Source organism: Pseudomonas sp. UBA4194 (genome assembly GCF_002379585.1).
Taxonomy (GTDB): Bacteria; Pseudomonadota; Gammaproteobacteria; order Pseudomonadales; family Pseudomonadaceae; genus Aquipseudomonas.
Window position 1 is genome coordinate 37,132 of the sequence record NZ_DFUE01000085.1, and the last position, 20,980, is coordinate 58,111.

At 61.3% G+C, this 20,980-nt stretch carries 19 protein-coding genes and 1 pseudogene; 5 read left to right on the top strand and 15 right to left on the bottom strand.

What is annotated here, in order from left to right; translation table 11 throughout:
• Positions 1-72: 72 nt before the first annotated feature.
• The 8 genes from B3397_RS20795 to B3397_RS20830 all read right to left on the bottom strand — a co-directional run bounded on the left by B3397_RS20795 (position 73) and on the right by B3397_RS20830 (position 9,331).
• The gene (locus tag B3397_RS20795; RefSeq protein WP_296253659.1) at positions 73-1,113 is read right to left on the bottom strand and encodes a fimbrial protein; all 1,041 of its coding nucleotides are present in this window, start codon (positions 1,111-1,113) and stop codon (positions 73-75) included.
• The gene (locus B3397_RS20800) at positions 1,110-3,593 is read right to left on the bottom strand and encodes a fimbria/pilus outer membrane usher protein (protein ID WP_296253660.1); all 2,484 of its coding nucleotides are present in this window, start codon (positions 3,591-3,593) and stop codon (positions 1,110-1,112) included. Before B3397_RS20800 ends, B3397_RS20795 begins: the two co-directional genes overlap by 4 nt.
• Positions 3,594-3,661: 68 nt before the next feature.
• Complete coding sequence (locus B3397_RS20805; protein WP_296253661.1) at positions 3,662-4,384, bottom strand: fimbrial biogenesis chaperone; 723 nt, start codon at positions 4,382-4,384, stop codon at positions 3,662-3,664.
• A 67-nt stretch (positions 4,385-4,451) separates the two neighbouring features.
• The gene (locus tag B3397_RS20810; RefSeq protein WP_296253662.1) at positions 4,452-4,985 is read right to left on the bottom strand and encodes a fimbrial protein; all 534 of its coding nucleotides are present in this window, start codon (positions 4,983-4,985) and stop codon (positions 4,452-4,454) included.
• Between the two features lie 217 nt (positions 4,986-5,202).
• Positions 5,203-5,853, bottom strand: a complete 651-nt coding sequence (locus B3397_RS20815; protein WP_296253663.1) for a DJ-1/PfpI family protein — start codon at positions 5,851-5,853, stop codon at positions 5,203-5,205.
• A gap of 180 nt (positions 5,854-6,033) precedes the next feature.
• Positions 6,034-7,197 carry a D-alanyl-D-alanine carboxypeptidase family protein gene (locus B3397_RS20820; RefSeq protein WP_414704422.1) on the bottom strand — a complete coding sequence of 388 codons (1,164 nt, stop codon included), beginning with the start codon at positions 7,195-7,197 and terminating at the stop codon, positions 6,034-6,036.
• A gap of 96 nt (positions 7,198-7,293) precedes the next feature.
• Entirely contained in the window at positions 7,294-8,676 is a 1,383-nt protein-coding gene (locus B3397_RS20825; RefSeq protein ID WP_414704419.1) for a sensor histidine kinase, read from the bottom strand.
• A complete protein-coding gene (locus B3397_RS20830; protein WP_296253665.1) occupies positions 8,654-9,331 on the bottom strand; it encodes a response regulator transcription factor in 678 nt (225 codons plus the stop codon). The genes B3397_RS20825 and B3397_RS20830 overlap by 23 nt, the downstream gene beginning before the upstream one ends.
• A gap of 195 nt (positions 9,332-9,526) precedes the next feature.
• Here B3397_RS20830 and B3397_RS20835 point away from each other — a divergent pair, with 195 nt between their 5' ends.
• Positions 9,527-10,312 (top strand): substrate-binding domain-containing protein, encoded by a 786-nt coding sequence (locus tag B3397_RS20835; protein WP_296253666.1) that lies wholly within the window; start codon positions 9,527-9,529, stop codon positions 10,310-10,312.
• A 41-nt stretch (positions 10,313-10,353) separates the two neighbouring features.
• On the opposite strand, the gene B3397_RS20840 is transcribed toward B3397_RS20835, so the two are convergent.
• Positions 10,354-11,208, bottom strand: a complete 855-nt coding sequence (locus B3397_RS20840) for a class I SAM-dependent methyltransferase (protein WP_296253667.1) — start codon at positions 11,206-11,208, stop codon at positions 10,354-10,356.
• Positions 11,209-11,960: 752 nt separating this feature from the next.
• On the opposite strand from B3397_RS20840, the gene B3397_RS20845 reads away from it, so the two are divergent.
• Positions 11,961-12,428, top strand: coding sequence for a hypothetical protein (locus B3397_RS20845; protein ID WP_296253668.1), 468 nt, complete (start codon positions 11,961-11,963; stop codon positions 12,426-12,428).
• Positions 12,429-12,477: 49 nt separating this feature from the next.
• Here B3397_RS20845 and B3397_RS20850 read toward each other — a convergent pair.
• Positions 12,478-12,599 (bottom strand): annotated as a pseudogene (locus B3397_RS20850) (glyoxalase); the annotation flags it as partial.
• 309 nt (positions 12,600-12,908) lie between these two features.
• On the opposite strand from B3397_RS20850, the gene B3397_RS20855 reads away from it, so the two are divergent.
• Together B3397_RS20855 and B3397_RS20860 are read left to right on the top strand one after the other, a co-directional pair.
• Positions 12,909-13,481 (top strand): hypothetical protein, encoded by a 573-nt coding sequence (locus B3397_RS20855; protein WP_296253669.1) that lies wholly within the window; start codon positions 12,909-12,911, stop codon positions 13,479-13,481.
• A 21-nt stretch (positions 13,482-13,502) separates the two neighbouring features.
• Complete coding sequence (locus tag B3397_RS20860) at positions 13,503-13,961, top strand: hypothetical protein (RefSeq protein ID WP_296253670.1); 459 nt, start codon at positions 13,503-13,505, stop codon at positions 13,959-13,961.
• A gap of 93 nt (positions 13,962-14,054) precedes the next feature.
• Here the strand turns inward: B3397_RS20860 and B3397_RS20865 are convergent, their stop codons facing one another.
• Positions 14,055-14,480: a VOC family protein gene (locus tag B3397_RS20865; protein WP_296253671.1), complete on the bottom strand. Its 426-nt coding sequence runs from the start codon at positions 14,478-14,480 to the stop codon at positions 14,055-14,057.
• 106 nt (positions 14,481-14,586) lie between these two features.
• On the opposite strand from B3397_RS20865, the gene B3397_RS20870 reads away from it, so the two are divergent.
• Entirely contained in the window at positions 14,587-15,441 is an 855-nt protein-coding gene (locus B3397_RS20870) for a LysR family transcriptional regulator (protein WP_296253672.1), read from the top strand.
• Positions 15,442-15,541: 100 nt separating this feature from the next.
• Here B3397_RS20870 and B3397_RS20875 read toward each other — a convergent pair whose 3' ends face one another.
• From B3397_RS20875 to B3397_RS20890, 4 genes are all read right to left on the bottom strand, one after another.
• The gene (locus tag B3397_RS20875) at positions 15,542-18,055 is read right to left on the bottom strand and encodes a glycosyl hydrolase family 28-related protein (RefSeq protein ID WP_296253673.1); all 2,514 of its coding nucleotides are present in this window, start codon (positions 18,053-18,055) and stop codon (positions 15,542-15,544) included.
• A gap of 195 nt (positions 18,056-18,250) precedes the next feature.
• Entirely contained in the window at positions 18,251-19,489 is a 1,239-nt protein-coding gene (locus tag B3397_RS20880) for an NAD(P)/FAD-dependent oxidoreductase (protein ID WP_296253674.1), read from the bottom strand.
• Between the two features lie 10 nt (positions 19,490-19,499).
• Entirely contained in the window at positions 19,500-20,213 is a 714-nt protein-coding gene (locus B3397_RS20885; protein ID WP_296253675.1) for an ABC transporter permease, read from the bottom strand.
• A complete protein-coding gene (locus tag B3397_RS20890) occupies positions 20,213-20,929 on the bottom strand; it encodes an ABC transporter permease (protein WP_296253676.1) in 717 nt (238 codons plus the stop codon). The genes B3397_RS20885 and B3397_RS20890 overlap by 1 nt, the downstream gene beginning before the upstream one ends.
• Positions 20,930-20,980 lie beyond the last annotated feature (51 nt).

Below are 20,980 nucleotides of genomic sequence, written 5' to 3' on the forward strand. Positions count from 1 at the left end.
TGGCCACTGCGGTGACCTGTGGGCAAGATAATGGCGCAGTGGTTGGGCTGTCCAGCGGATTTTTCAACGCTGCTACCGATACGTCACGGTAAAGTTCGCGGCCGCATCGGCACTGCCGGCGGTGACGCGTTCGCCTTCGAGTTGCATGTACCGAGCCTTGAAGCGCAGCGGTGTGAGGTTTGAGTAGAAGCGCCCCACTTGTACTTCACGGCCCAGCGGCACGGGTGATCCGTCGTCGCGCAGGATCTGCACCCCCACGCCCTTGGCGGTCGCATCGGCCTGCAGGCTGAGCAAACCCTGTTCGCCATCGATGATGGTGGAGCCCTTCACACCCTCGAAGGTGATGTTCGCGTAGTCGCCACGGAAGTAGTTCCAGTCGGGCTGGGTACCGCCCCCGCCCGCGCAGCTGGTCAGATTGATCGTAAAGTCCCGGCTGGCCGTGAAGCTGCCCGGCCCGCTGAAGTCATTGGTGTAGTGGTCGCCCAAGGGCACCTGGATGGGCCGCGTGACATAGTCGGGCATCGAACAGCCCGTGACTATGGTACGTATGTTGGCGCTTCCGGTAGCCCATTCCACACCGTCCATGGTGATGCGGTACAGCGGAAGGTTCACAAAGTGACTCCCCGGCGCTATCGGCGCCGTCTTTATGAGGAAAACGGTCATCATGAGTGAGTAGGGAGTGGTCGGCGGGGCACAGATCTCGCCGGTGAAGGGAAAGAATCGCTGGTCCTTGGGCAACGGCAAGCCGTTGCGGCAAATGGACCCCCAGTTCGACTGCACCGCCACGCCTATGCCCCGTATGTTGGTGGGATAGATGTACTGCCCCTTGGTCGCCGTATCGGACCCTGCGAACGCGGGGTTGATACCCAGCACTCTTGGCTGGGGCAGAATCACATGATCCACCACGGCCCCGGTGCATTGATAAGAGGGCAGGCGAAAGTCAGACGTTTCGGCGATATGCGAACCGATGGGCGCATCCGTCGTGATGTACGAACTGCCCAGCACTGTGTGCAGGAAGGCCTGATGCATGGGCGGGCAAGGGTCGGCCAGCGCTTGTCCAGCCGCAAGCATTCCCAGCACCGGTGCAATCCTGGTCATTGTCTGCCTGCTCATGCCTGTTCCCCTTCCAGCCGCGTACAAACGATCTCGACCACCTGGTATTCATCGCGCCCCGTGGCGGCGGACAGGTCCACCTCGAATCGGCATCGCTGCGTATCGCCCTTGCCCCACTGCGCCACCAGCTCGCGCATGTCCTCGCGCAACGACAACAGCACCTGACCCCCAGGCCCGACCACGCCTACGCGTTCTTCGCCGGCCATGACCTGACTGCCGAAGGGCGGCACAGTCCCGTCGGTCATCTTCAAGTTGGCCACCATCTTCGCTGACCGACTGGCGACAAAGCGGGCCTTGACCACCGCGCCACGGCGCGGCACTACATCGGTGATACCGTTTTCGATGTCCACATCGTTCTCCAGTTGGCTGGTGTCCAGGCTCAGGCGGTTGCGCCGGTAGGGGGTCATGTAGGGCACCAGCGAATAGCCGCGGGCGTTGGTCAGGGTGCCGGGAGCATTGAGCACGCCGACGTTGGCAATGCCCGGTACTTCCACCAGGGCCAAGGTGTCACCCAGGGTATGGCCCAGCTCGATGCCGCCCTGGTGAGCGAGTACCGAGCCAGACGCAGTCACGGCGGCCTGGTGATAGCCTTCGCCCACGGTCACGCTGGAACCCAGTTGCGCGAACGGCGCCAGGTAACTCAGCGAAGCGGAACCGGCGGCACCGGATACCGGTGAGCGGCTGGCATCCAGGCCGTACATCAGGCGACCGTCCGGCGTGGCGCGGTCGCTGTAGCTGGCGCGATGGTCGTAGTCGCCACTGTTGTTACGGGTGGTGCCGTAGGTCAGGTGTCCGCCGCTGCCCAGGGGCATCGACAAGGTGAGGGCCACCTGTTGGTCCTCGCCGTAGGTGTTGGACAGGTTGCGGCTGGCGTACAGGCCATAGCTGACGCCGCGCCAGGTGCTGGAGATGCCCAGTTGATACTGCTTGTCGCGCCGGGTGGAGTTCCAGTAGTCCTGTTGGCTCACGTTGAAATAGAACGAGCCGAAGCTGGTGGGCTGGGCGATGCTGGCTTCCAGCTTGCTGCGCTTGGTGATGACGACCTGGCCATTGAGCTGCTGCTGCCACGCCGCTTCGCCGAAGTCCCGATAGCCCGCGGTGGAGTAGCGGTAGCCGGCAAAGCGCACCGAGGTGCCGGTGGCGAAGGCCTTGCCGTAACGCCAGCCATAGCTCTGGCCCTGTTCGTCCGGGCCGCCGGGGCTGGCGGTATAGGCCTGCGTCACGTCCACGGCCATGGCGCCGATGGAGCCCAGGTTCTTGCCCAGACCCAACTGGGTGGCGCGATAGAAATCGGCGCCGAGCACGCCGGTGTACAGGGTGAAATCCAGCGGCAGGCCGTAAGCGAACGTGAACTGGGCAAAGTCTGGCCGGTAGCCGTCCACGCCGTTGTATTGTCCGGCCGTGGCGCTGTAGCGCCAGATGCCCTGACGCAGCATGTTGCTCAAGGTCGCATAGGGTTGGGTGAATTTGCGCTGCCTACCATCGGCCTCGGTGATCACCACTTCCAGTTCGCCGCTGCCGGCGGCTGCATGCAGGTCGTCGATGACGAACGGCCCCGGTGGCACGAAGGTGGAATACAGCGAATAGCCGTTCTGCAACACCTCCACCTTCGCCTGGGTTTCGGCGATGCCACGTATCACTGGCGCGTAGCCTTGCAGCGAATCGGGCAGCATGCCCATGTCGCTGGCCAGTTGCACACCGCGGTAGGGCAGGCTGTCGAACACATCGCCGGGGGTGAAGCTTTCGCCCAGGGTCAGGGTGCCGAAGGTGCCGGGCAAGTCGCGTTGCACATAGGTATTGCTACGCTGCCACTCACGGGATTGTTGAGCGTTCTGGCTCAGCACGGAATTGGAGCGCAACCGCCAACCTGCCAGATTGACGCCGGCGCGCAGGTACAGGCTGTATTGATTGCTGCTGCCACTGCGGGTCCGGCCTTCGGCCCCGCTGAACTGGTAGTTGAGGGTGGCGGCGTCGATGCCGCTGTCCCATTCGGAGGGGGCCACGTAGCCCACGGCGTCACGGTCCAGGGCCACCTGCGGCACGCTGACGTCCAGCGCCAGGCGCGCGGCGTCGAAGCTGGACAGGGCGCCCTCGATCAGCGCTTCCAGGTCCACGCAATCGCCCAGCGGCTGATTGGCAGGTGCCAGGGCATCGAGTTTCACGCCCATTTCCCGCAGCAACTCAGGCGACAGGCAGGGGCTGATCTGGTCGCCACGGCCCACGGCCTTGAACAGGATATCGCGGCGGTCGAAAAAGCTCTGGTTCAGCCGCAGGGTGACCGGATAGGTCCCAGGCCCCAGGTGATCGCTGCTGGCGATGGCGTTCAGGTCCAGGTTGGGCCCGGCCTCGGTGCCGGCAAAGGGCTGCAGGAAACTGGCGTCGAAGGTGTCGCTGGCACCGGCGGCTGGCAGGGTCATGGCAGTGGCCACGGCCAGCATCCAAGGCACGGGCAAGGGCGAGCGGGTGTTGATATTGGACATGACTTCACTCGGCGCCTGGCCTTTTGGACCGGCGCTATGCAGGCAGAATGCACGCCACAGCGGGCAGGTCAGCGCGCGGGCGACAACGCGACCCGGGCGGGCTCGGTGTAGCCGCCGTGGTCGTTGATCACGGAAAACCACACCGTGTCCGGTGCAGCGCCAACGGCGCCAGGCAGTGGGTACTCACGGGTGGAGAACGGCGCAACCATCAACGGTGCGTCCACTTCCTCTTCCTTGCCGGCATTGCCCACGCGGATATGGATGAACGACACGTGGTAGGCCGAGGGATTGTTCACCTGCAGCACCGGCTTGCCTTGCGCGCGGACCACCGACCACTGCAACTTGGGCAGGCTCTCCAGCAGGGAGCCGGGCAGCCCTTTGGGGCGGTAGAAGAATTTGATCCGGGTACGGATGGCTACTTTCAGGGTGTTGCTGTCGCCCTCGGCGTTGCCGGGAATTTCCTGGGCATTGAAGTAGAACACCGACTCGCGGTCATCGGGCAGTTGTCCGGCGGTACGGACGATGCGCACCATCTGTTCCTTGCGTCCGTCCAGACGGAACAGCGGTGGGGTGGCGATGAAGGGCGCGGCGATGTTGATGTCGTCGGCTTCGGTGTTCACCCACACTTGTACGGCGTAAGGGCGGGTAGTGCTGTTGGCGACACTGATGCTGGCATCACGGTTGTGGCCATCGAACACGATTCGGGTATTGCTCAGGGTCACCGCCGCCAGCGCCGGGCTGGCAGCCAGCAGCAGGCTCAGGGCGAGCAAGGGTTTGGGGATTCGGAACATCACAGCGGTCCTCGGTCAGGCAGGCTGACGCGCGCCAGGCTTGGCGCGCGCGGTTGCAGGGGCAGCCTTACTGGATGCTGACGGTGAACGAGGCTTTGCCGTTGGCGGTGCCTGGCTCGGCGACACCGGTGGCGATGTAGTTGGCGGTGAAGCGCATGGGTTCGGTGAGGTCCATGTACTCTGCCGAAGGCTCGGACATTTTCACTTCGCCTGTGCGGTCGCGGATCTGGATCGCGACGTTCTTGGCGTAGCCGGCGGATTTTTCCAGCGACAGCCACTGCCCGCTCGGGCCGTCGACGCCGGTCAGGCCGAGGAAGGTGACCGTGGCTTTTTTACCGGTGATGTTGCAGGCCGGGTCGCTGGCATCGACGGACAGGCTGAAAGTGCCGCCACCGCCGATGGCGCCAGCCTGGCCCAGCGCCCCGGCCGGTACCGGCCCGAGCTTCACTTCGCCAGCGGCGCCGCCAGTGGTGTCGCCGATGGTGATGGCGCAGGTGGTATTGACGATGGTGCCCGTGAACTGCACTTCACCGTCCGCGGCCATGGCGGAGGTGGATACGGTGAGGGCGGCAAACAGGCTGGTAAGGGCAAACTTTTTCATGGTGTCTCCAAAGAATGGTAAGGCATTGCTTGGTCAACGGTGCCTTGGTGGTGGCACGTGAACAGCGCTCATTCTGGGGAAGCATGGGCGTGGCGGATGTAGTCCGATTCCCAAGTTTGCTGCGAAATTTCCGACATTCCTGATGCGTGTGAAATTGAGAGAAAGGCTCTGGCTCGAGCATTTCAGCCTGGTTGTAGGTCGAGGCGTGGGACGCGGCTTACGCCGCTGCTACGTCTTGCCATTCATATTGCATTTGCCGGGCGGTGGTGCGGCCGGCTTCGGCGCCGAGCAGGCGGGCGACCAGGTGCAAGGTCATGTCGATGCCCGCGGAGATCCCTGCGCTGGTGACCAGAGCGCCTGCATCCACGTAGGGAATATCTTCGACGACGTCGAGGGCAGGATAGTCGTGGCGCAGTTCCTCGATATCGGCCCAGTGGGTCGTCACGCGCTGGCCGTCGAGCAAGCCGGCCTTGGCTAGGATCAGTGCGCCGCTGCATACCGAGGTGAGCAGGGTGGTCTTGTCGGCCATCCGGCGCACCCACTCCAGGGTCGCGGGGTCAGCCATCGGCTGGTCGATGACTCCGCCAGGTACCAGCAGTATGTCGCAGGGCAAATCGTCACTGAAGTCGGCATCCGGCTGTACCCGCAGTTCATAGCGCGCGCTGACCAGTTCGCGGCGGGCGGCCACGGTGGTCACGGTGAAGGGGGCATGGCTACAGATACGATCCCGCAGGGCCACGCGGGTCGCCACGCTGAGCACTTCGTAGGGACCGGCGAAATCGAGGATCTCGACCTCGGGGTACAACAGCATGACGACATGCAAAGGGCGTTCGAGGATTTGCGCTTCCAGGGGCAGGGCGGTGGACATGGTGAGGCTCCGGCAAGTGAAGCCCCATGGTCGCGCGTGGCAAGCCATTGTTGAATGCCAATCACCCCACGAATCCTGCCATCGCAACACCCGCCCAGGCCGCGTGATAGGCAGGAGCTTATGGGGTGGATGTTATGGGGCGGGTGGTCCCCTTACCCCAGCCCTCTCCCGGAGGTGGGGCTAAAGGCCCCCCACCCACTTCCTGAAAAACAATCGCAACGAATCCCACACCTGCCCTAACCAACTCCCCGGCTCCCCGGCCTGCAACGCCACCAACGGCCGGCTGGCCAGCTTGTTTTCGCCATCGTACAAATCAAGACTTCCCACCACCGCCCCCTGGGCAATCGGCGCTATCAGGTCGCCGTCGATGTGCACCCGTGTCTGCGCCTTGCGGTTCTGGTTCCTGGGCAGGGTCAGGGTCATGTCATCCAGCAACCCGACCTGTAGGGCATCTTGCCGGCCTTTCCATAACACTGGCGTGGCCAGCACTTTGCCGGCGTGCTCGTAGGTCTGCGTGTCATAGAAACGGTAGCCATAGGTCAGCAATTTCTGCGTGTCCGCCGCGCGGTTTTCCAGGGTGCTGGAGCCGAACACAGCGGTGATCAGCCGACGGTTGTCCCGTACCGCCGACGTCACCATGCAGAAACCGGCGGCCTCGGTGTGGCCGGTTTTCAAGCCGTCCACGCTGGGGTCACGCCACAGCAGCAGGTTGCGGTTGGGCTGGCGGATGTTGTTCCAGGTGAAATATTTGTGTGCGTAGAGCTCGTAGTACGCCGACTCATCGCGAATGATCGCGCGGGCCAGGCGTGCCATGTCCATGGCCGAGGAATAGTGCTCCGGCGCGGGTAGCCCGGTGGGGTTCATGAAGTGGCTGTCGGTCAGGCCGATCTTCTGGGCCGTGACGTTCATCAAGCCCGCGAAGGCATCTTCGCTGCCGGCAATATGCTCGGCCAACGCGACGCTGGCGTCGTTGCCCGAATCGATCACCACGCCGCGCAACAGGTCATGCACCGGTACGCTGCTGTTGGGGTCCAGAAACATGCGCGAGCCCCCGGTGCGCCAGGCGTTCTCGCTGATGGTCACAGTGTCGTCGGCCTTCAAGCGTCCGGCTTGCATCTCGCGGGTGGTCACATACACCGTCATCAGCTTGGTCAGGCTGGCGGGGGGCAGATGGGCGTCCGGGTCCTGGCTGCTGATCACTGCGCCGCTGGCCGCGTCCATCAGCACCCAGGCCTTGGCGGTCAATTGCGGCGGCGCGGGAATCATCGAAGCGGCCGCCGCCACGGGAGCGGCATGGGCCGGAGCGATGGCCGTCCAGGCCAACAGGAAGGTCAAGCTCGACAGCGATTGTTTCACAGGCGTGAAGCCCCGGTTGATGGAAAGGGCGACACGGTAGGTCGGGCGGCGAGGGGGCTCAAATTAACGCCGATTAATTTAAATTTAAGGTGTCGGGCAGCGGATGCTCACGCAGGTGCCAGTACCGGTCGGTGGTACGTCGATGGCCAGGCTGTAGCCGTGCATGCGCACGATGGCTGCGACCAGCGACAGCCCCAGGCCATGTCCGGGCTCCTGGCGGCTGGCATCGCCGCGATACAACCGGCGGGTGACGCTGTCGCGCTCGGTGGCCGGAATGCCGCGGCCGTTGTCGCACACCTTGATCAGCACCTCCGAGCCCTGGCCGGCTGCGCTGATCTGGATGGCCCCACCGGGCGGGGTGAACTTGATGGCGTTGTCCAGCAGGTTGACCAGTGCCTCGAACAGCAGCGGCATGTCACCGCTCAGTGGCGGCAGATCGGCGGGCACCTGCAGGGTCATGGTCTGCCCACGCTCATTGGCCATGGGCTCGAAGAACTCGTGCGCTTGGTGCAGCAGGGTGTGCACATCGAAGCGTTCGAAGCCGGAGCGACGCCGGGTATCCTCCAGCTCCGAAATCCGCAGCAGCCCCTGAAAGCGCAGCATGATGGCTTCACTTTCCTCCATGGCCAGGCTGACGGCCTGAGCATCGCTGCCTTGCAGTTGCAGGTGCTGCAGTTGATGCAGTCGTGCCCGCAGCCGGGTGAGGGGAGTCCGTAGGTCGTGGGCGATACCGTCGCACACGCCTTTGACCTCCAGCATCAGCTGTTCGATGTGTTCGAGCATGACGTTGACCGCATTGGCCAGCATGTCCAGTTCATCCCGCCGGTTCGACAGGGGCAGGCGTTCGCCCAGGTTGCCGGAAACGATGCGCTCGGTGCAGTTCTGCAAGCGCTGTACCCGTTTCAGTGGCCGCCGACGCAGCAGTTGCCAGCCGATCAGCCCCGGGATCAGTGTCAGCGACAGCCCCCAGAACAAAGCTTGCTCGATGATGCCGCCCACGGCCGAGATCGAACCCCCGTCGCGGGCCAGAATGAGAATGCGGCCATCGTTGCGGTGCAACAGCAGGGCGTGGCTGCTGCGCGTCTGTTCTTCCCGCGGCACGGCGATACTCAAGCCTCGTTCCAGGTAGTGAACCCGGCCGTCATCGGGCAGGCTGGAGCGCAACTTCAGCAGGTCGCCGGCAATGTGCCGGCCGTTCGCCTCGAACAGACCGTAGGCATCGATGCCGGGAATCGAATAGGCCTCGCTGGCCGCCAGCTCAGCGGCCAGGTTGGCGTCGTCGACTTTTTGGTAATAGTGGGCGCGTTGCATCAGGGTGCGTTCGGCGACGGTACCCAGGTAGCGTGAGATCTCCCAGTACAACACACCGGTAAACACGGCGCCCCAGGCGACGAAGAACAGCGCGTACAAGCCAATCAGACGGCTGCTGGAGGAGCGCCAGCGTTCAGCTCGGTTCGGCAAGCACATAACCGGCACCGCGCACTGTATGAATGGCAGGCGAGCCTCGGCCTTCGATTTTCTTGCGTAGGCGACCGATGTGCACATCGATGATGTTGGTGCCGGGGTCGAAATGGTAACCCCATACTTCCTGAAACAGCATGGTGCGGGTCACCAGTTGGCCGGCGTTGCGCATCAGATAGGTCAGCAATTTGAACTCGGCAGGGAGCAGACTGATGTGCTCTCCACCCCTGGCCAGGGTGTGTTCGATCAGGTTCAGTTGCAGGTCGCCGAAAGTCAGGCAGTGGTCGTGGCTGCCCGCTGCCGGTCGGCGCAACAGGACCTCCAGGCGTGCCACCAGCTCGACCATGGAAAAAGGCTTGGTGAGGTAGTCATCGCCCCCCGACCGCAGGCCCCTGACCCGCTCGTCGACATCCGACAGCGCACTGACCATCAGCACTGGCGTGTGCAGCCCCAGGCCGCGCAAGGTGCTGACGATGGTCAATCCGTCGAAGTCCGGCAGCATGCGGTCCAGGGTGATGGCGTCATGGCCGCCGGCAATTGCACGGGCCAGACCCTCACGGCCACTGGCGGCCCATTCTGTTTGCAGCCCGTGACCCTGGAGTTCGGTCATGATGGCATGCGCCGTCACTTCGTCATCCTCGATCACCAGAACTGCACTCATTTGTTACTCCGCATTACAATTCCCGAACTTTGCCCACTTAAATGACAGCCGCAGCCTAGGCAGCGCTGGATAACGGGTAAACTAAATTTTTCTTCATCGGCCTTAATTGAGCTCCTGGCCAGAGCGTCGTTAGCGTGAAGTGTTGCAGGCCAGCCATCAGCCTGTTCTATCGTTCATTTTCAGGATCATATTGTCATGACCAAACGGCTCACCAGCGCCCTGCTGGCGTGTGTACTACTGGGCTCCAGCGGCGCCCAGGCGCAGAAAGCGCCGCCTCCCATCCAACTGTCCCTGCTCGGCTCCGGTGGCGTGGTCAGCGCCATGCAAGCCATTGTCGCAGACTACGAGAAGGCCACGGGTATCAAGGTCATCGTATTGCCGGCTCCGGCCGTGGGCGATAACCCGATGGCTATCTCCCACCGGCTGGAGCGTGGCGAACGTGCCGACCTGGTGCTCACCGAAGATGCATCGTTGAACAAGTTGATTCAATTGGGCGAAGTACAACGCGAGCCCCGGGTGGATGTGGGCAAGTCATTTATCGCCATGGCGGTGCGCCAAGGTGAAGAAAAACCCGATATCGGCAGCGTCGATGCCTTTCGCAAGACGCTGATCGACGCTCGCTCGCTGGCCTATTCCAACAGCACCAGTGGCCTCTACCTGTCGCACCTGCTGTTTCCACGCATGAAGTTGACCGAGCAGCTGCGCGACAAGAGCAGCCTGGTAGCCGATGAGCCAGTGGGCGCGGCGGTGGCGCGCGGTGATGTGCAGTTGGGCTTTCAGCAGCTCAGTGAGCTCAAGCCTGTGCCGGGCATCGATATCGTCGGTTTGATTCCCGATGCGGTGCAGAAGATGACCCTGTATTCAGGCGGCGTCACCCGCACCAGTGCCCACCCCGAGGAAGCGGCGGCGCTGTTGCAGTACCTCAGTTCGCCGGCCGCCCGGCTGGCCATCGAGGAAAGCGGGCTGACGCCTATTCACTGAGTGTGCGCAGGGTGGGCGTAAGGCCTGCCCTGCGCTAGGTTTCAGAGGATCTTGACGGTATGAAACGCCACCGTGTCATAAGGCACGGTGATGATGTCCTTGTCTTTGAGATCCGGATGGGTCGCAATGATCTCGCGCACCTGGGCGAAGATGGGTGCCTGCTGCTCCTCGGAAAGGGTGGAGACGAAGCTGATCGACCGAATGCGGTTGAGGATCACGTCTTCCGGTGTTCCGGTGTGGGTGTGGGTGAAGTGGCGTTCCACCAGCGGGTAGGCAAAACCGTGGTAGGGGAACATCTTGCGCCAGTTCTGGCTGTAGAACCGCGGGCTGTCGCCGGCCACACTGCTGACCACGTCCGCCACCTGACGTACCCAGTCTTCGCGAGTGTCCCGTAGATTCCAGATCAGGCCCAGGCGCCCGCCGCGCTTGAGCACGCGATGGATTTCCTTCATGGCTTCGGGTTTGTCGAACCAGTGAAAGGAGTGGGCGCAGATCACCGCGTCCACCGACTCGCTTTTGAGCGGGATTTCCTCGGCGGCGCCTTCAAGAATCTTCACGTAGGGTTTGTCGCCCCAATTGCGTTCCAGTTGCTCGCGCATGGCGGCCACCGGTTCAACGGCGAACACCTCGGCACCGATGTCTACCAGCCTCGGGATGAACTTGCCGGTGCCGGAGCCCAGATCGAGCACCGTGGTGTGCGGCGGGTCCCATTTGCTGTGCGGCTTGATCTCCATGATATCGCTCAGCCAGCCGTCCAGCTCCTTGGGGTAGTCGGGGCGGCCCTTGTCGAAGGCGCTGGCACCTTGTAGATACCCTTTGACCGCGGCGGCGGGCAGCACGCCCTGGAGTTTCTCGGTCAGGTCCTTGATGTGCAGAATGTCGCTCAGGTTTCTCATAGTGGCCCTCGCACGCTTGTCCGCGCTGTTGTTATCGCCATGCTGGTGGAACAGCCATACGCCCGGCCAGCCACGGTGGGGCGTTGTAACAGAAAGCGTAGCGCAAGGTGGGGGAGAGGGGCGGGGATTTATCGAGGGGTGTCTGTGCGGTCGCTTGCCGCCATGCGCAAGCCGGGCCACAGAATAGGCGCGCGCAATTTCCTGTGTAGTGATCGAATGTAACTTGATAGTGGCAGAGTAACTAAAAACTACGGGTCGACCGTAAAGACGCTGCCAAGCCTGATAATTTTAATTCAGGGAGCCATGCGCTGAACAATAATATACATCAGCCAGCGCTTGTTGAAGTGTCAGGCCGGTGATTTACTACATTCTGTAGTGATCGCCAGAAGGGTTCGGTACCCCATGCTGTTCAGTGTTCGCTATATATCATTTATATCATCTCCTTGGAGAGTTAATGATGAGCGAGAATAACGGTGTCGGCACGGCCAGTGAAAATCTATGTGCTGGAAGGTACAGTCCACGTCGTCTATCCGCGTTCCGGACGTACACCCATGCTTGGTGTACAGGGAAAGCCCCGGTCCTGGTTGAGACGGTTATTTAATCAACAGAGGGCTGAAGGGAGATAGATAACGGGCGTTCTTGTTTACACGAGGAGTGATTAGCTAAATGTTGGGCGATCGCCAAGCATTGCCGACATCGCACGCCGAAGAATATTCGGATTGGCTTTCCTATGATGCTGGGGAGTTTCTATAATGAATGAAGATGAAGAAGTAGGCTCAGTCCACGACTACGTCATGAGTACGTGGAGATTTACCGATGTTCCAAATCGTTCCTACAGCGCTCTGGCGAGGTGGTTAACCGATACGGAAGTGACGGCGGGAGATAACACTAGTGGCCAAATGCATGGTTTTGGGATCAATTTTGCCGAGAAGTGCTATGATAAACCCGGAAACTACAAGGTTCAGATGGGCTTGCCCGAGAAAAAGCCTGCAGTACACGTGCACTATTTGGTTAGCAGCAGCGGAGACCCGAATCTTCCTCCGTCAGCATGGTACTTCACCATCGATGGAGAGATGACCTATCACGTCGAATTCGACCCTGTTGCACAAACCGGGCGCACCTACGGATCTTTTCACGGGCATGCGCAGGAAATGACTGATGGAAGTGGAACCATTCATGACCTGGAAGGTACGTTCGATGTCGTCTATCCGCGTCCGTGACGTACGTGAAATACCACCGCTGCAGTCACGCATACTCGGCGCATTCTAAATGCGGCACGGCTACATCGTGGCCATCCACGGCATTGGTATGGGCCGCTTCCTGGGAAGTGGTTTTCGGGTGCTCGTGGATCAGAGTTGGTGGCCGTAGAAGTCGAAGTCGACCCAGTGGGCGCAAGCTGGCTCGCGAAGACATCCAGGTTGGCAGCGCAACTTTCGAACCCGTTGCGTGCTTTGGTACGTCTTAGTAGGCTGCTCGTGCTTTTGTAGTTATCGAATATAACCTGATAGTGGCAGAGCAACTATCATCTAAGGGGCGACCGCAAAGACGCTGCCAGGCCTGATAATTTTAATTCAGGGAGGCATGAGCTGAATAATAATATACATCGGCGAGCGCTTGCTGAAGTGTCAGGCCAATGATTTACTATTTGTTGCAGGGATCGCTTAGCGTTTTAGGGGGCTCTTCGCTGTTGAGTGTCCGCAATGTATCACTTTATGTTTTTCTTCGGAGATTTCATGATGAGCACGAATAACGATGCGCGCATGGCCAACGAATATGTGATGACTGATTGGGCATTGGCGGGAGTTCCAGGGCGATCCTACAGTGGGCTGGCTACATGGGAGATAGGGAATAAGCAAATAAACGTTCGTGATAATCGCACTGGTCAACTTCACACGCTCCTCATCCTGTTTTCCAAACCTCGGTACGACAAGCCTTTCCATGGTGTAATCCGAGTGGGGTTCCCTGACGAGGGAGGCGAGGTGGTGGTGCAATATTCTGTTATGTCCACTCCCGATCCTACCCATCCGCCGGGAAACAGTTTTTTATGCTTCGACGGGGAGATGACTCTGCACATCGAATTTGATTCAGTGACGGAAACTGGACGCACCTACGGTTCTTTCAATGGCAATGCCCATAGTGCTGCTGCTGAAGAACCGGGGATTTATGCTTTGGAAGGTACGTTCGACGTCGTCTATCCGCGTCCCGGACGCACGCCCATTCCTGGGGTGGCGGGAAAGATACGGTCTTGGTGGAGACGGTTATTTGGTCAATAGTGATACCGAGGAGTTTTTATAATGAATGAAGATGAAGAAGTAGGCCCAGCCCACGACTACGTCATGAGCACGTGGAGATTTACCGATGTTCCAAATCGTTCCTACAGCGCGCTGGCGAGGTGGTCAACCGACACGCACGTGACGGCGGGAGATAACACTAGTGGCCAAATGCACGGTCTTGAGATCATTTTTGCCGAGAGGCCCTATGATAAACCTGGCCATTTCACTATTAAGATGGGCTCGACGCAGGAACAGGATGTAAGCGTGGACTATTTGGTTTCCAGCACCGGAGACCCGAATCTTCCTCCGCAAGCATGGTACTTCTCCACCGATGGAGAGATGACCTATCACGTCGAATTTGACCCTGTTGCACAAACCGGGCGCACCTACGGTTCTTTTCACGGGCATGTGCAGGAAATGAGTGATGGAAGCATTCATGACCTGGAAGGTACGTTCGATGTCGTCTATCCGCGTCCGTGACCTACGTGACATACCATCCCTGTAGTCACGCAGATTCGGCGCATCCGTCCCCCCTCTGGAAAAACGCAGAGGGGGGCGATATGCCCCCGGTAGTCACTTGGCAAACAACTGACTCATATCCTTGAACGCCTTGAACTCCAGCGCATTCCCGCACGGATCGAACAGGAACATGGTGGCTTGCTCGCCTACCTGGCCCTGAAAGCGCACGTAGGGCTCGATCACGAATTGTGTTTCACGCTGGCGCAGGCGTTCGGCCAGAGCCTCCCATTGATCCCAGTGCAATATGATGCCGAAATGTGGCACGGGTACATCGTGGCCATCCACGGCATTGGTATGGGCCGCTTCCTGGGAAGTGGTTTTTGGGTGCTCGTGGATCACCAGTTGGTGGCCGTAGAAATCGAAGTCGACCCAGTGATCGCTGGAGCGACCTTCAGCGAGGCCGAAGACGTCGCCGTAGAAGTGCCTCGCCGCAGCAAGGTCGTAGACGGGGATGGCGAGGTGAAAAGGGGACAGGCTCACGGTGATGCTCCTCAGGTCGTTGTGATGCCAGTGTTTGCTATCGGGGATTTGATGGAAAGCAGATATTATTGCTGCCGAGCACCAATAATTTCGATCAGGGCTTTTTATGATCCGCGAGTTGAAAACCTTCATCACGGTTGCCAAACGCGGCACGTTTGCCGCCGCAGGGCAGCAGGTCGGCCTGACCCAGTCGGCGGTCAGTGCGCAGATCAAGAATCTGGAGCACAGCCTGGGCATGCGCCTGTTCGACCGCTCGGGGCGCAGTGCGCATCTGAACGCCGCCGGTGCACGGGCAGTGCCGATCGCTGAGGAGATACTTGAACTCTATGCGCGCATGGGCACGCCCCAGCGGCTGGAAGAGTACCGGGGAGAACTGCGCATCGGCGCCATTGGCACAGCCCAGACCGGCTTGCTGGCCAGCGCCCTGGTGCGCCTGCGCGAGGCGGCGCCGGGTGTGGAGCCCAAACTGGTACCAGGGGTGTCCTTGAACCTGCTGAGCCAGGTGGATGCCGGTGATCTCGATGTGGCCATCCTGATTCGGCCGCCGTTTGCACTGCCCAAGGAGCTGCACCTGGAAACCATAGCCCGAGAGCCATTCCTGTTGATTGCGCCACTGGGTACTGTCGGTGAGGAGCCGTTGCAGGTGTTGCAGGAGCAGCCGTTGGTACGCTACGACCGCACCTCGTTTGGTGGCCGATTGGTCACCGCCTTTCTGCGAGAGCAACGGCTGGATGTGCGCCAGGCGTTGGAACTGGACGAACTGGATGCGATTTTTCGCATGGTCGAGAATGGCCTGGGTGTGGCGCTGATTCCGCGGGCAGGGTTATGGCTGGAGCGCCAGGATCGCGTGCGGGTGATCGAACTGGGGGCGCTGACGTTCCACCGGGAACTGGTGATGCTGACGCGCCATGCACAGCGGCGCGAGCCTTTGATCGAGTTGTTTCTGGGGTGTTTGCGCTAGGTCGGATTGTGTCTTGGCATTGCCGACGCCATCGCGGGTAGCACCCGCTCCCACAGGATATTTCCTGGGCAGCGGGCTTGCGCGTAAGTCGACGATGGCGTCAGCCAGGCACATCGGCCGCCACTCCCACCACCTCCAGCACAGCCACCTGATCACTCTGAGCAAAGGTAAACTGCTCGGCCGTCAGGGTGTTGCTGTAGTCCCCTGCCAGCGTGACCTCGAAGTGCTGCCCCAGAGCATTCCCTTCCACATCCGTGACAGAAGTACGATCCAGCTTTTCGTTATAACTCACCTTCAACGTGCCATCGGTGCCATCGCCGAGCCCGGTGAAACCCAGCGACCCGACGTTGATGCGATCCTGATGCACGGAAAAATCAGTGATCAGGTCCACCGCTTGGGCGCTGTCGCTGCGGTAGCTTTCGGTGGCATTGAAGTAGCGAAACGAATCCGCTCCCGAGCCTCCTGTGAGTTGGTCGGCGCCCGCACCGCCCACCAGGATGTCATCCCCCGGCCCACCCGAGATCGAGTCATTACCCGCCAGCCCGCGCAGGATGTCGTCGCCCCAACCGCCCTGGAGCGTATCGTTACCCGAATTGCCGCTGGACACTCGATCCTGGCTAGGCGCCGAAGTGACCCATGTCGACCCTTGGGTATTGGCGAAAATCACATTGGCCGAGCCCAGATCACCCCAGTGATTACCATTGACCAGCACTTCGAAATGATTGCCCTGCGCGTCGGTTTCCAATGACTTGAGCGCTGTTTTATCGCCTGCAGCGTTGAGCACCACCTTGAGTGTGCCGTCGTAACCATTGCCCAGCCCGGTGAAGCCCAGCGCTGAAACGTCGATTTGATCACCGTCCTCATTGCTGAAATCGGTGATGGTGTCGCGGCGGGTGAAATCACCGGTGCTGTCGTTGCGCAGACTGTCACTGAGCTGAGTGAACACGAACGTGTCGCCCCCGCTGCCCCCGGTCAGCCTGTCAGCGGCTGCGCCACCGTAGAGGCGGTCATCGCCGGCACTGCCATCGAGGCTATCCTTGCCACCACCCCCGAGCAGGGTGTCATCCTGCGCGGTGCCGGTGAGCACGTCCCGGCCTTCAGTGCCGCGTACGAGGTGTTGAAAGTTATCGGCACCAAGGCTGTTCAGGTAGTTGCCTTTGAGCGTCAGTTCGAAGCGGTTGCCAGAGGCGTCGGCGTCCAGGCTTTTCAGGTAGGTGATGTCTTTGCTGGCGTTGTAGTAGGCCTTGAGCGTGCCGTCATGGCCGTTGCCCAAGCCACTGAAGCCCAGGCCGGCGACGTCCAGCTTGTCATGTTCGGCGTCGAAATCGTTGATCAGGTCGGCATAGGTTCGCTGCGCATCGCGGTAGCTGTCGGTCAACTGGCTGAAGCGAAAGACGTCATTGCCGTCGCCACCGGTCAGCCGGTCCGCGCCTGCGCCGCCCACCAGAATGTCATCGTTGCCGGCGCCGTCCAGCGTATCGCTGCCGTTGCCGCCGTACAGTTCGTCGCGGGTGGTGGTGCCCGTGATGATGTCGATCCCAGGCGTGCCCATTACCGACACCGCACCCGGGTTGGTCGAGTTGTCGCTATGAGGCCCATTGGCCACCGCACCCCCCAAGAGAGTCTGGCTGATCACGTTCTGGTTGATCAGGTTGTAGTCGCTGTTGCGCTCCAGCACCCCATAGGTGGAATTGGCACCGCCGGTGATCACGTTGAAGCCCACCGTGTTGAAACCAGACGTAGGGTTGCGCCCCTCCACCAGCACTTCGGCCGCCGCGCCGGCGCCGGCGTTGGCGTAGATCTGGTTGAACGACACATCGCCGTACACGCCCTTGTCCACATGCACGCCATTGCCACCGTTGCCATGAATGTCCATGCCGTTGACCACGAAGATATCCGCGCCTTGCACTTTTACCCCATCCCCGGCGTTGCCGTAGACATCGCCGCCCACCACGGTCAATGAACTGGGCGCATTGGCGACGCCAGTGCCCTCCTGGATCAGGATGCCATTGAGGCCGTTGGCATAGGCGCGGCTGTCGTTGAGGTTCAGGTCGCCGCCGATATTGAAACCGTTGCCCCCATTGTCATACGCGGTGTTATCGCGAAAGTCGCTCTGCACCAGGCGGTCGGCGATCACTCCGTCAATGGCGTTGTGATGCGCCACGCTGTCACGCAGGTCGATCTGGCTGGCCTGGCCGCGCAGGTCGAAGCCATAGGCGCTGGCATTCAGGGCTTCGACACCGTCGAGCCTGACGTCGCTGGCGCTGCCATTGAGCCAGCCGCTGGTGCTGCCGGTGGTGTTGGCGTCGTTGGCGTCCAGGGTCAGGTTGCTGGCACCGGTATGCTGGGCCGTTGCGCCGTTGAGCAGCGCCTTGGCCTGGCCGCTACCGTCCGCCAGCTTCAGGGTGGTGGTGCCCATGCCCTGGCCGTTAAGGGTGACGTTGTCGCGCATGGTCAATCCGGCACCGCTGAGCAGGTAGGTACCCGCAGCCATTTCCACCTGGCCACCGCCCGCGGCGGCCGCTGCATCGATGGCTTTCTGCAGTGCCGCTGTGTCGTCGGAGGTGCCGTTGCCTTTGGCACCGAACTGCGAGGCGTTGAACAGAGTGGTCATGGCTTGCTCCCCAAAGCTATCGGTGATCGCGGGTCTGAAGGTAGCCAAGATGGGCGATGATTCAAAAGCGCTTTTCACCAGGAATGTGAAGCGTCCGACGAACCGTGGGTGATTAAGTTTCCTGGGATTTTTTGACGTCAAATAACAGGGTGTCGTGCGCGATTGTCGGTGGAGGGTGCGGCGTGGAACGCGCTTTCAAAACCGCTCGACCCTGAAAGCCCCAGGATCGGTGAAGGGTGTCTGGCCGGTTACCATCTCCGCCAGCAGACGGCCTGTTACCGGGCCGAGGGTGAGCCCATGGTGTGCATGGCCGAAGTTGAACCATAGCCCTTCATGACGCGGCGCCGCACCGATCACCGGACGCATGTCCGGCAGGCAAGGGCGGCGACCCATCCAGGGCAGCGCAGCGGTCCGTTCGCCCAGCGCAAACAGGCGTCGGGCAATCTGTTCGGTTCTGCGCAGCTGCAGGTCGCGTTGCGGCGTGCTGTCCAGCGCAAACTCGATCCCCGTGGTCAGGCGGATACCGCCGGTCATGGGCGCGAGCACGAAGCCTGCGGCGCTGTCGCACAGCGAATGCACCAGCGGCGTCCGTTCTTCGCCATGGAAATGCAGGTGATAGCCGCGCTTGATGGCCAAGGGAATCTTGTAGCCCAATTTCTGGTAGACGCCAGCGGCGTCGGCGCCCAAGGTAATGACCGCCTGCCTGCTGCTCAACGGTCCGTCGACGGTGTCCAAAGTCCAAAGGCCTTGGCGTTGTGCAAGGCTGAAAGCATCGCCGCTGTGAAAACGCCCGCCTGATCGTTCGAACAGCGCTAGATAGGTCCTGACCAAGGCCTGGGGATCGCGGACGGTCTTGGGGTCGGTCCAGTGGATGCCGCCCACGGCGCGCTCAGTCAGGCCAGGTTGCACGGCGGCCAGGGCGGCGCTGTCGAGCAGGCGGTAGTGCACATCGAATCGCCGCAGCGCCCTGGCTTGATCGGCAGCGCCTTGAAAGGTTGCCAGTGAGCGGAACACCTCGATCCAGCCCCGGCTCGAAATCAGCTCGTGCGCACCCGCCATGTTCACCAGATGATCGTGTTCCTGCACTGACCGTTCGATCAGCGGCAGCATGGCCTCGGTGGCCCGTTGCAGCGGACCGGGTGCAGACTGTTGCCAGTACCGCCACAGCCAACCGGCCAGGCCCGGCAGGGCCGAGGGCTGATAAACCACATCCGGTCGAGTGTTGCTGGCGTACAGCAGCAGTTGGCCGATCTGCCGCGGAAACGCATAGGGCACCACGCTGGAACGCTCGATCAAACCGGCATTTCCGTAGCTGGCGCCACTGCCGGGCTCGGCGCGATCGACCAGACACACTGCCATGCCACGCTGCTGCAGGTGCAGCGCCGTGCAGACGCCGACGATACCGGCACCGCATACGATGATGTCGCAGTCCATTGGCACTTCCTCAGCCGGGGCTATCGAGATGACGATTCAGGCGGCGCTCGACCACCCGCAATAGGCGCCGCAGGGTTTCGACAATCAGCAGATAGAGGACGGCGGCCCATAGATACACCTGGAAATCGAACGAGCGCGAGAACGCCAGTTTGGCGATGCCCATCACATCGTAGACGGTGACCAGCGAAGCCAGGGCGCTGGCCTTGATCAGCAGAATGAGCTCATTGCCCAACGGGCCGATGGCAACCATCAGCGATTGCGGCAGCGTGACCTTGCACCATCGCGCCCAGCGAGAGAGTCCCAGGGCCATGGCTGCCTCCTGTTGGCCGGCGGGAATGGCCAGGAAACTGCCGCGAAATATCTCGGCCTGATAAGCGGCGGTGTTCAGCGAGAACGCCAGCAGTGCGCAGTACCAGGCGTCACGGAAGAACCACCACAGCCCCCAGTCTTGCCAGAACTCGCGTAGCGAGCCGAGCCCGTAGTACAGCAGAAAAAGTTGGGCCAGCAATGGCGATCCGCGCATCAACCAGCAGTAGGTAGCGCTGAAGCAGCGCAATATTCGCCATCGCGACAGCCGGGCAAACGCCAACAACAATCCCAGTACCATGCCCAGGCTGTAGGAGATGGCCACCAGCACCAGGGTTACCCACAAGCCGGCCAGCATGCGCGGGCCGTAGGTGGCCCACAGGGCGGCGTCGAAAACGTTGCCGAGTACGCCGTCCATCAGCCAGCCCTCCCGTAACCCCGGTTATAACGCCGCTCGGCCCACGCAAAAGCCCGGCCCGAGACTGCAGCGAACAGCAGATAGATGGCACAGGCGGCGCTGTAGAACAATACGGGCTCTTTGGTCGTGCTGACCGCCAGGCCCGTCTGACGCATCAGGTCGACCAGCGAAATGGTCGATACCAGGGACGTATCCTTGAGCAGTGTCAGCCAGTTGTTCGAAAGCCCAGGCAGGGCGACCCGCAGCAACTGCGGCAAGATGATGGAAAAGAACGTGCGCGATCGGGACATGCCCAAGGCCATGCCAGCCTGGTATTGCCCCTTGCCGACGACCTTGAAGGCCGCGCTCCAGACTTCGCAGGAGAACGCCGCCAGCACCAGGCTCAAGGCGACCATCGCCGCCACGAAAGGGGAGATGTCCACTTGCCCCTGCCAACCGTTGAGCGCGAGTAGTTTCTGCGCACCGATTTGAAAGCCGTAGTACACGATGAACAGCGTAAGCAGCTCTGGCAGTCCGCGAAATACGGTGGAAAAGCCATACACCAGTGTGCGTACGAAGCGGTGCCGGGAGCGTTCGGCACTGGCCAGCAACAACCCGAGAGGCAAGCCTATCGGCGCGCAGCAAATCGCCAGCAGCAGCGTGATACCAGCGCCGCTGAGCAGCGCCAGTCCCCATCCGCCGTCCCCGAACGACAGTAATGCGAGTTGCTCGAACATGAGGGTACCTCGCCGATCGCGACCGGCCCAGCGGGGCCGTTCGTGCTCAGC

Bases quoted from the DNA above. Each gene is read 5' to 3' on its own strand.
- B3397_RS20795 (WP_296253659.1), bottom strand. From the start codon at position 1,113: ATGAGCAGGCAGACAATGACCAGGATTGCACCGGTGCTGGGAATGCTT.
- B3397_RS20800 (WP_296253660.1), bottom strand. From the start codon at position 3,593: ATGTCCAATATCAACACCCGCTCGCCCTTGCCCGTGCCTTGGATGCTG.
- B3397_RS20805 (WP_296253661.1), bottom strand. From the start codon at position 4,384: ATGTTCCGAATCCCCAAACCCTTGCTCGCCCTGAGCCTGCTGCTGGCT.
- B3397_RS20810 (WP_296253662.1), bottom strand. From the start codon at position 4,985: ATGAAAAAGTTTGCCCTTACCAGCCTGTTTGCCGCCCTCACCGTATCC.
- B3397_RS20815 (WP_296253663.1), bottom strand. From the start codon at position 5,853: ATGTCCACCGCCCTGCCCCTGGAAGCGCAAATCCTCGAACGCCCTTTG.
- B3397_RS20825 (WP_414704419.1), bottom strand. From the start codon at position 8,676: ATGTGCTTGCCGAACCGAGCTGAACGCTGGCGCTCCTCCAGCAGCCGT.
- B3397_RS20830 (WP_296253665.1), bottom strand. From the start codon at position 9,331: ATGAGTGCAGTTCTGGTGATCGAGGATGACGAAGTGACGGCGCATGCC.
- B3397_RS20835 (WP_296253666.1), top strand. From the start codon at position 9,527: ATGACCAAACGGCTCACCAGCGCCCTGCTGGCGTGTGTACTACTGGGC.
- B3397_RS20840 (WP_296253667.1), bottom strand. From the start codon at position 11,208: ATGAGAAACCTGAGCGACATTCTGCACATCAAGGACCTGACCGAGAAA.
- B3397_RS20845 (WP_296253668.1), top strand. From the start codon at position 11,961: ATGAATGAAGATGAAGAAGTAGGCTCAGTCCACGACTACGTCATGAGT.
- B3397_RS20855 (WP_296253669.1), top strand. From the start codon at position 12,909: ATGTATCACTTTATGTTTTTCTTCGGAGATTTCATGATGAGCACGAAT.
- B3397_RS20860 (WP_296253670.1), top strand. From the start codon at position 13,503: ATGAATGAAGATGAAGAAGTAGGCCCAGCCCACGACTACGTCATGAGC.
- B3397_RS20870 (WP_296253672.1), top strand. From the start codon at position 14,587: ATGATCCGCGAGTTGAAAACCTTCATCACGGTTGCCAAACGCGGCACG.
- B3397_RS20875 (WP_296253673.1), bottom strand. From the start codon at position 18,055: ATGACCACTCTGTTCAACGCCTCGCAGTTCGGTGCCAAAGGCAACGGC.
- B3397_RS20880 (WP_296253674.1), bottom strand. From the start codon at position 19,489: ATGGACTGCGACATCATCGTATGCGGTGCCGGTATCGTCGGCGTCTGC.
- B3397_RS20885 (WP_296253675.1), bottom strand. From the start codon at position 20,213: ATGGACGGCGTACTCGGCAACGTTTTCGACGCCGCCCTGTGGGCCACC.
- B3397_RS20890 (WP_296253676.1), bottom strand. From the start codon at position 20,929: ATGTTCGAGCAACTCGCATTACTGTCGTTCGGGGACGGCGGATGGGGA.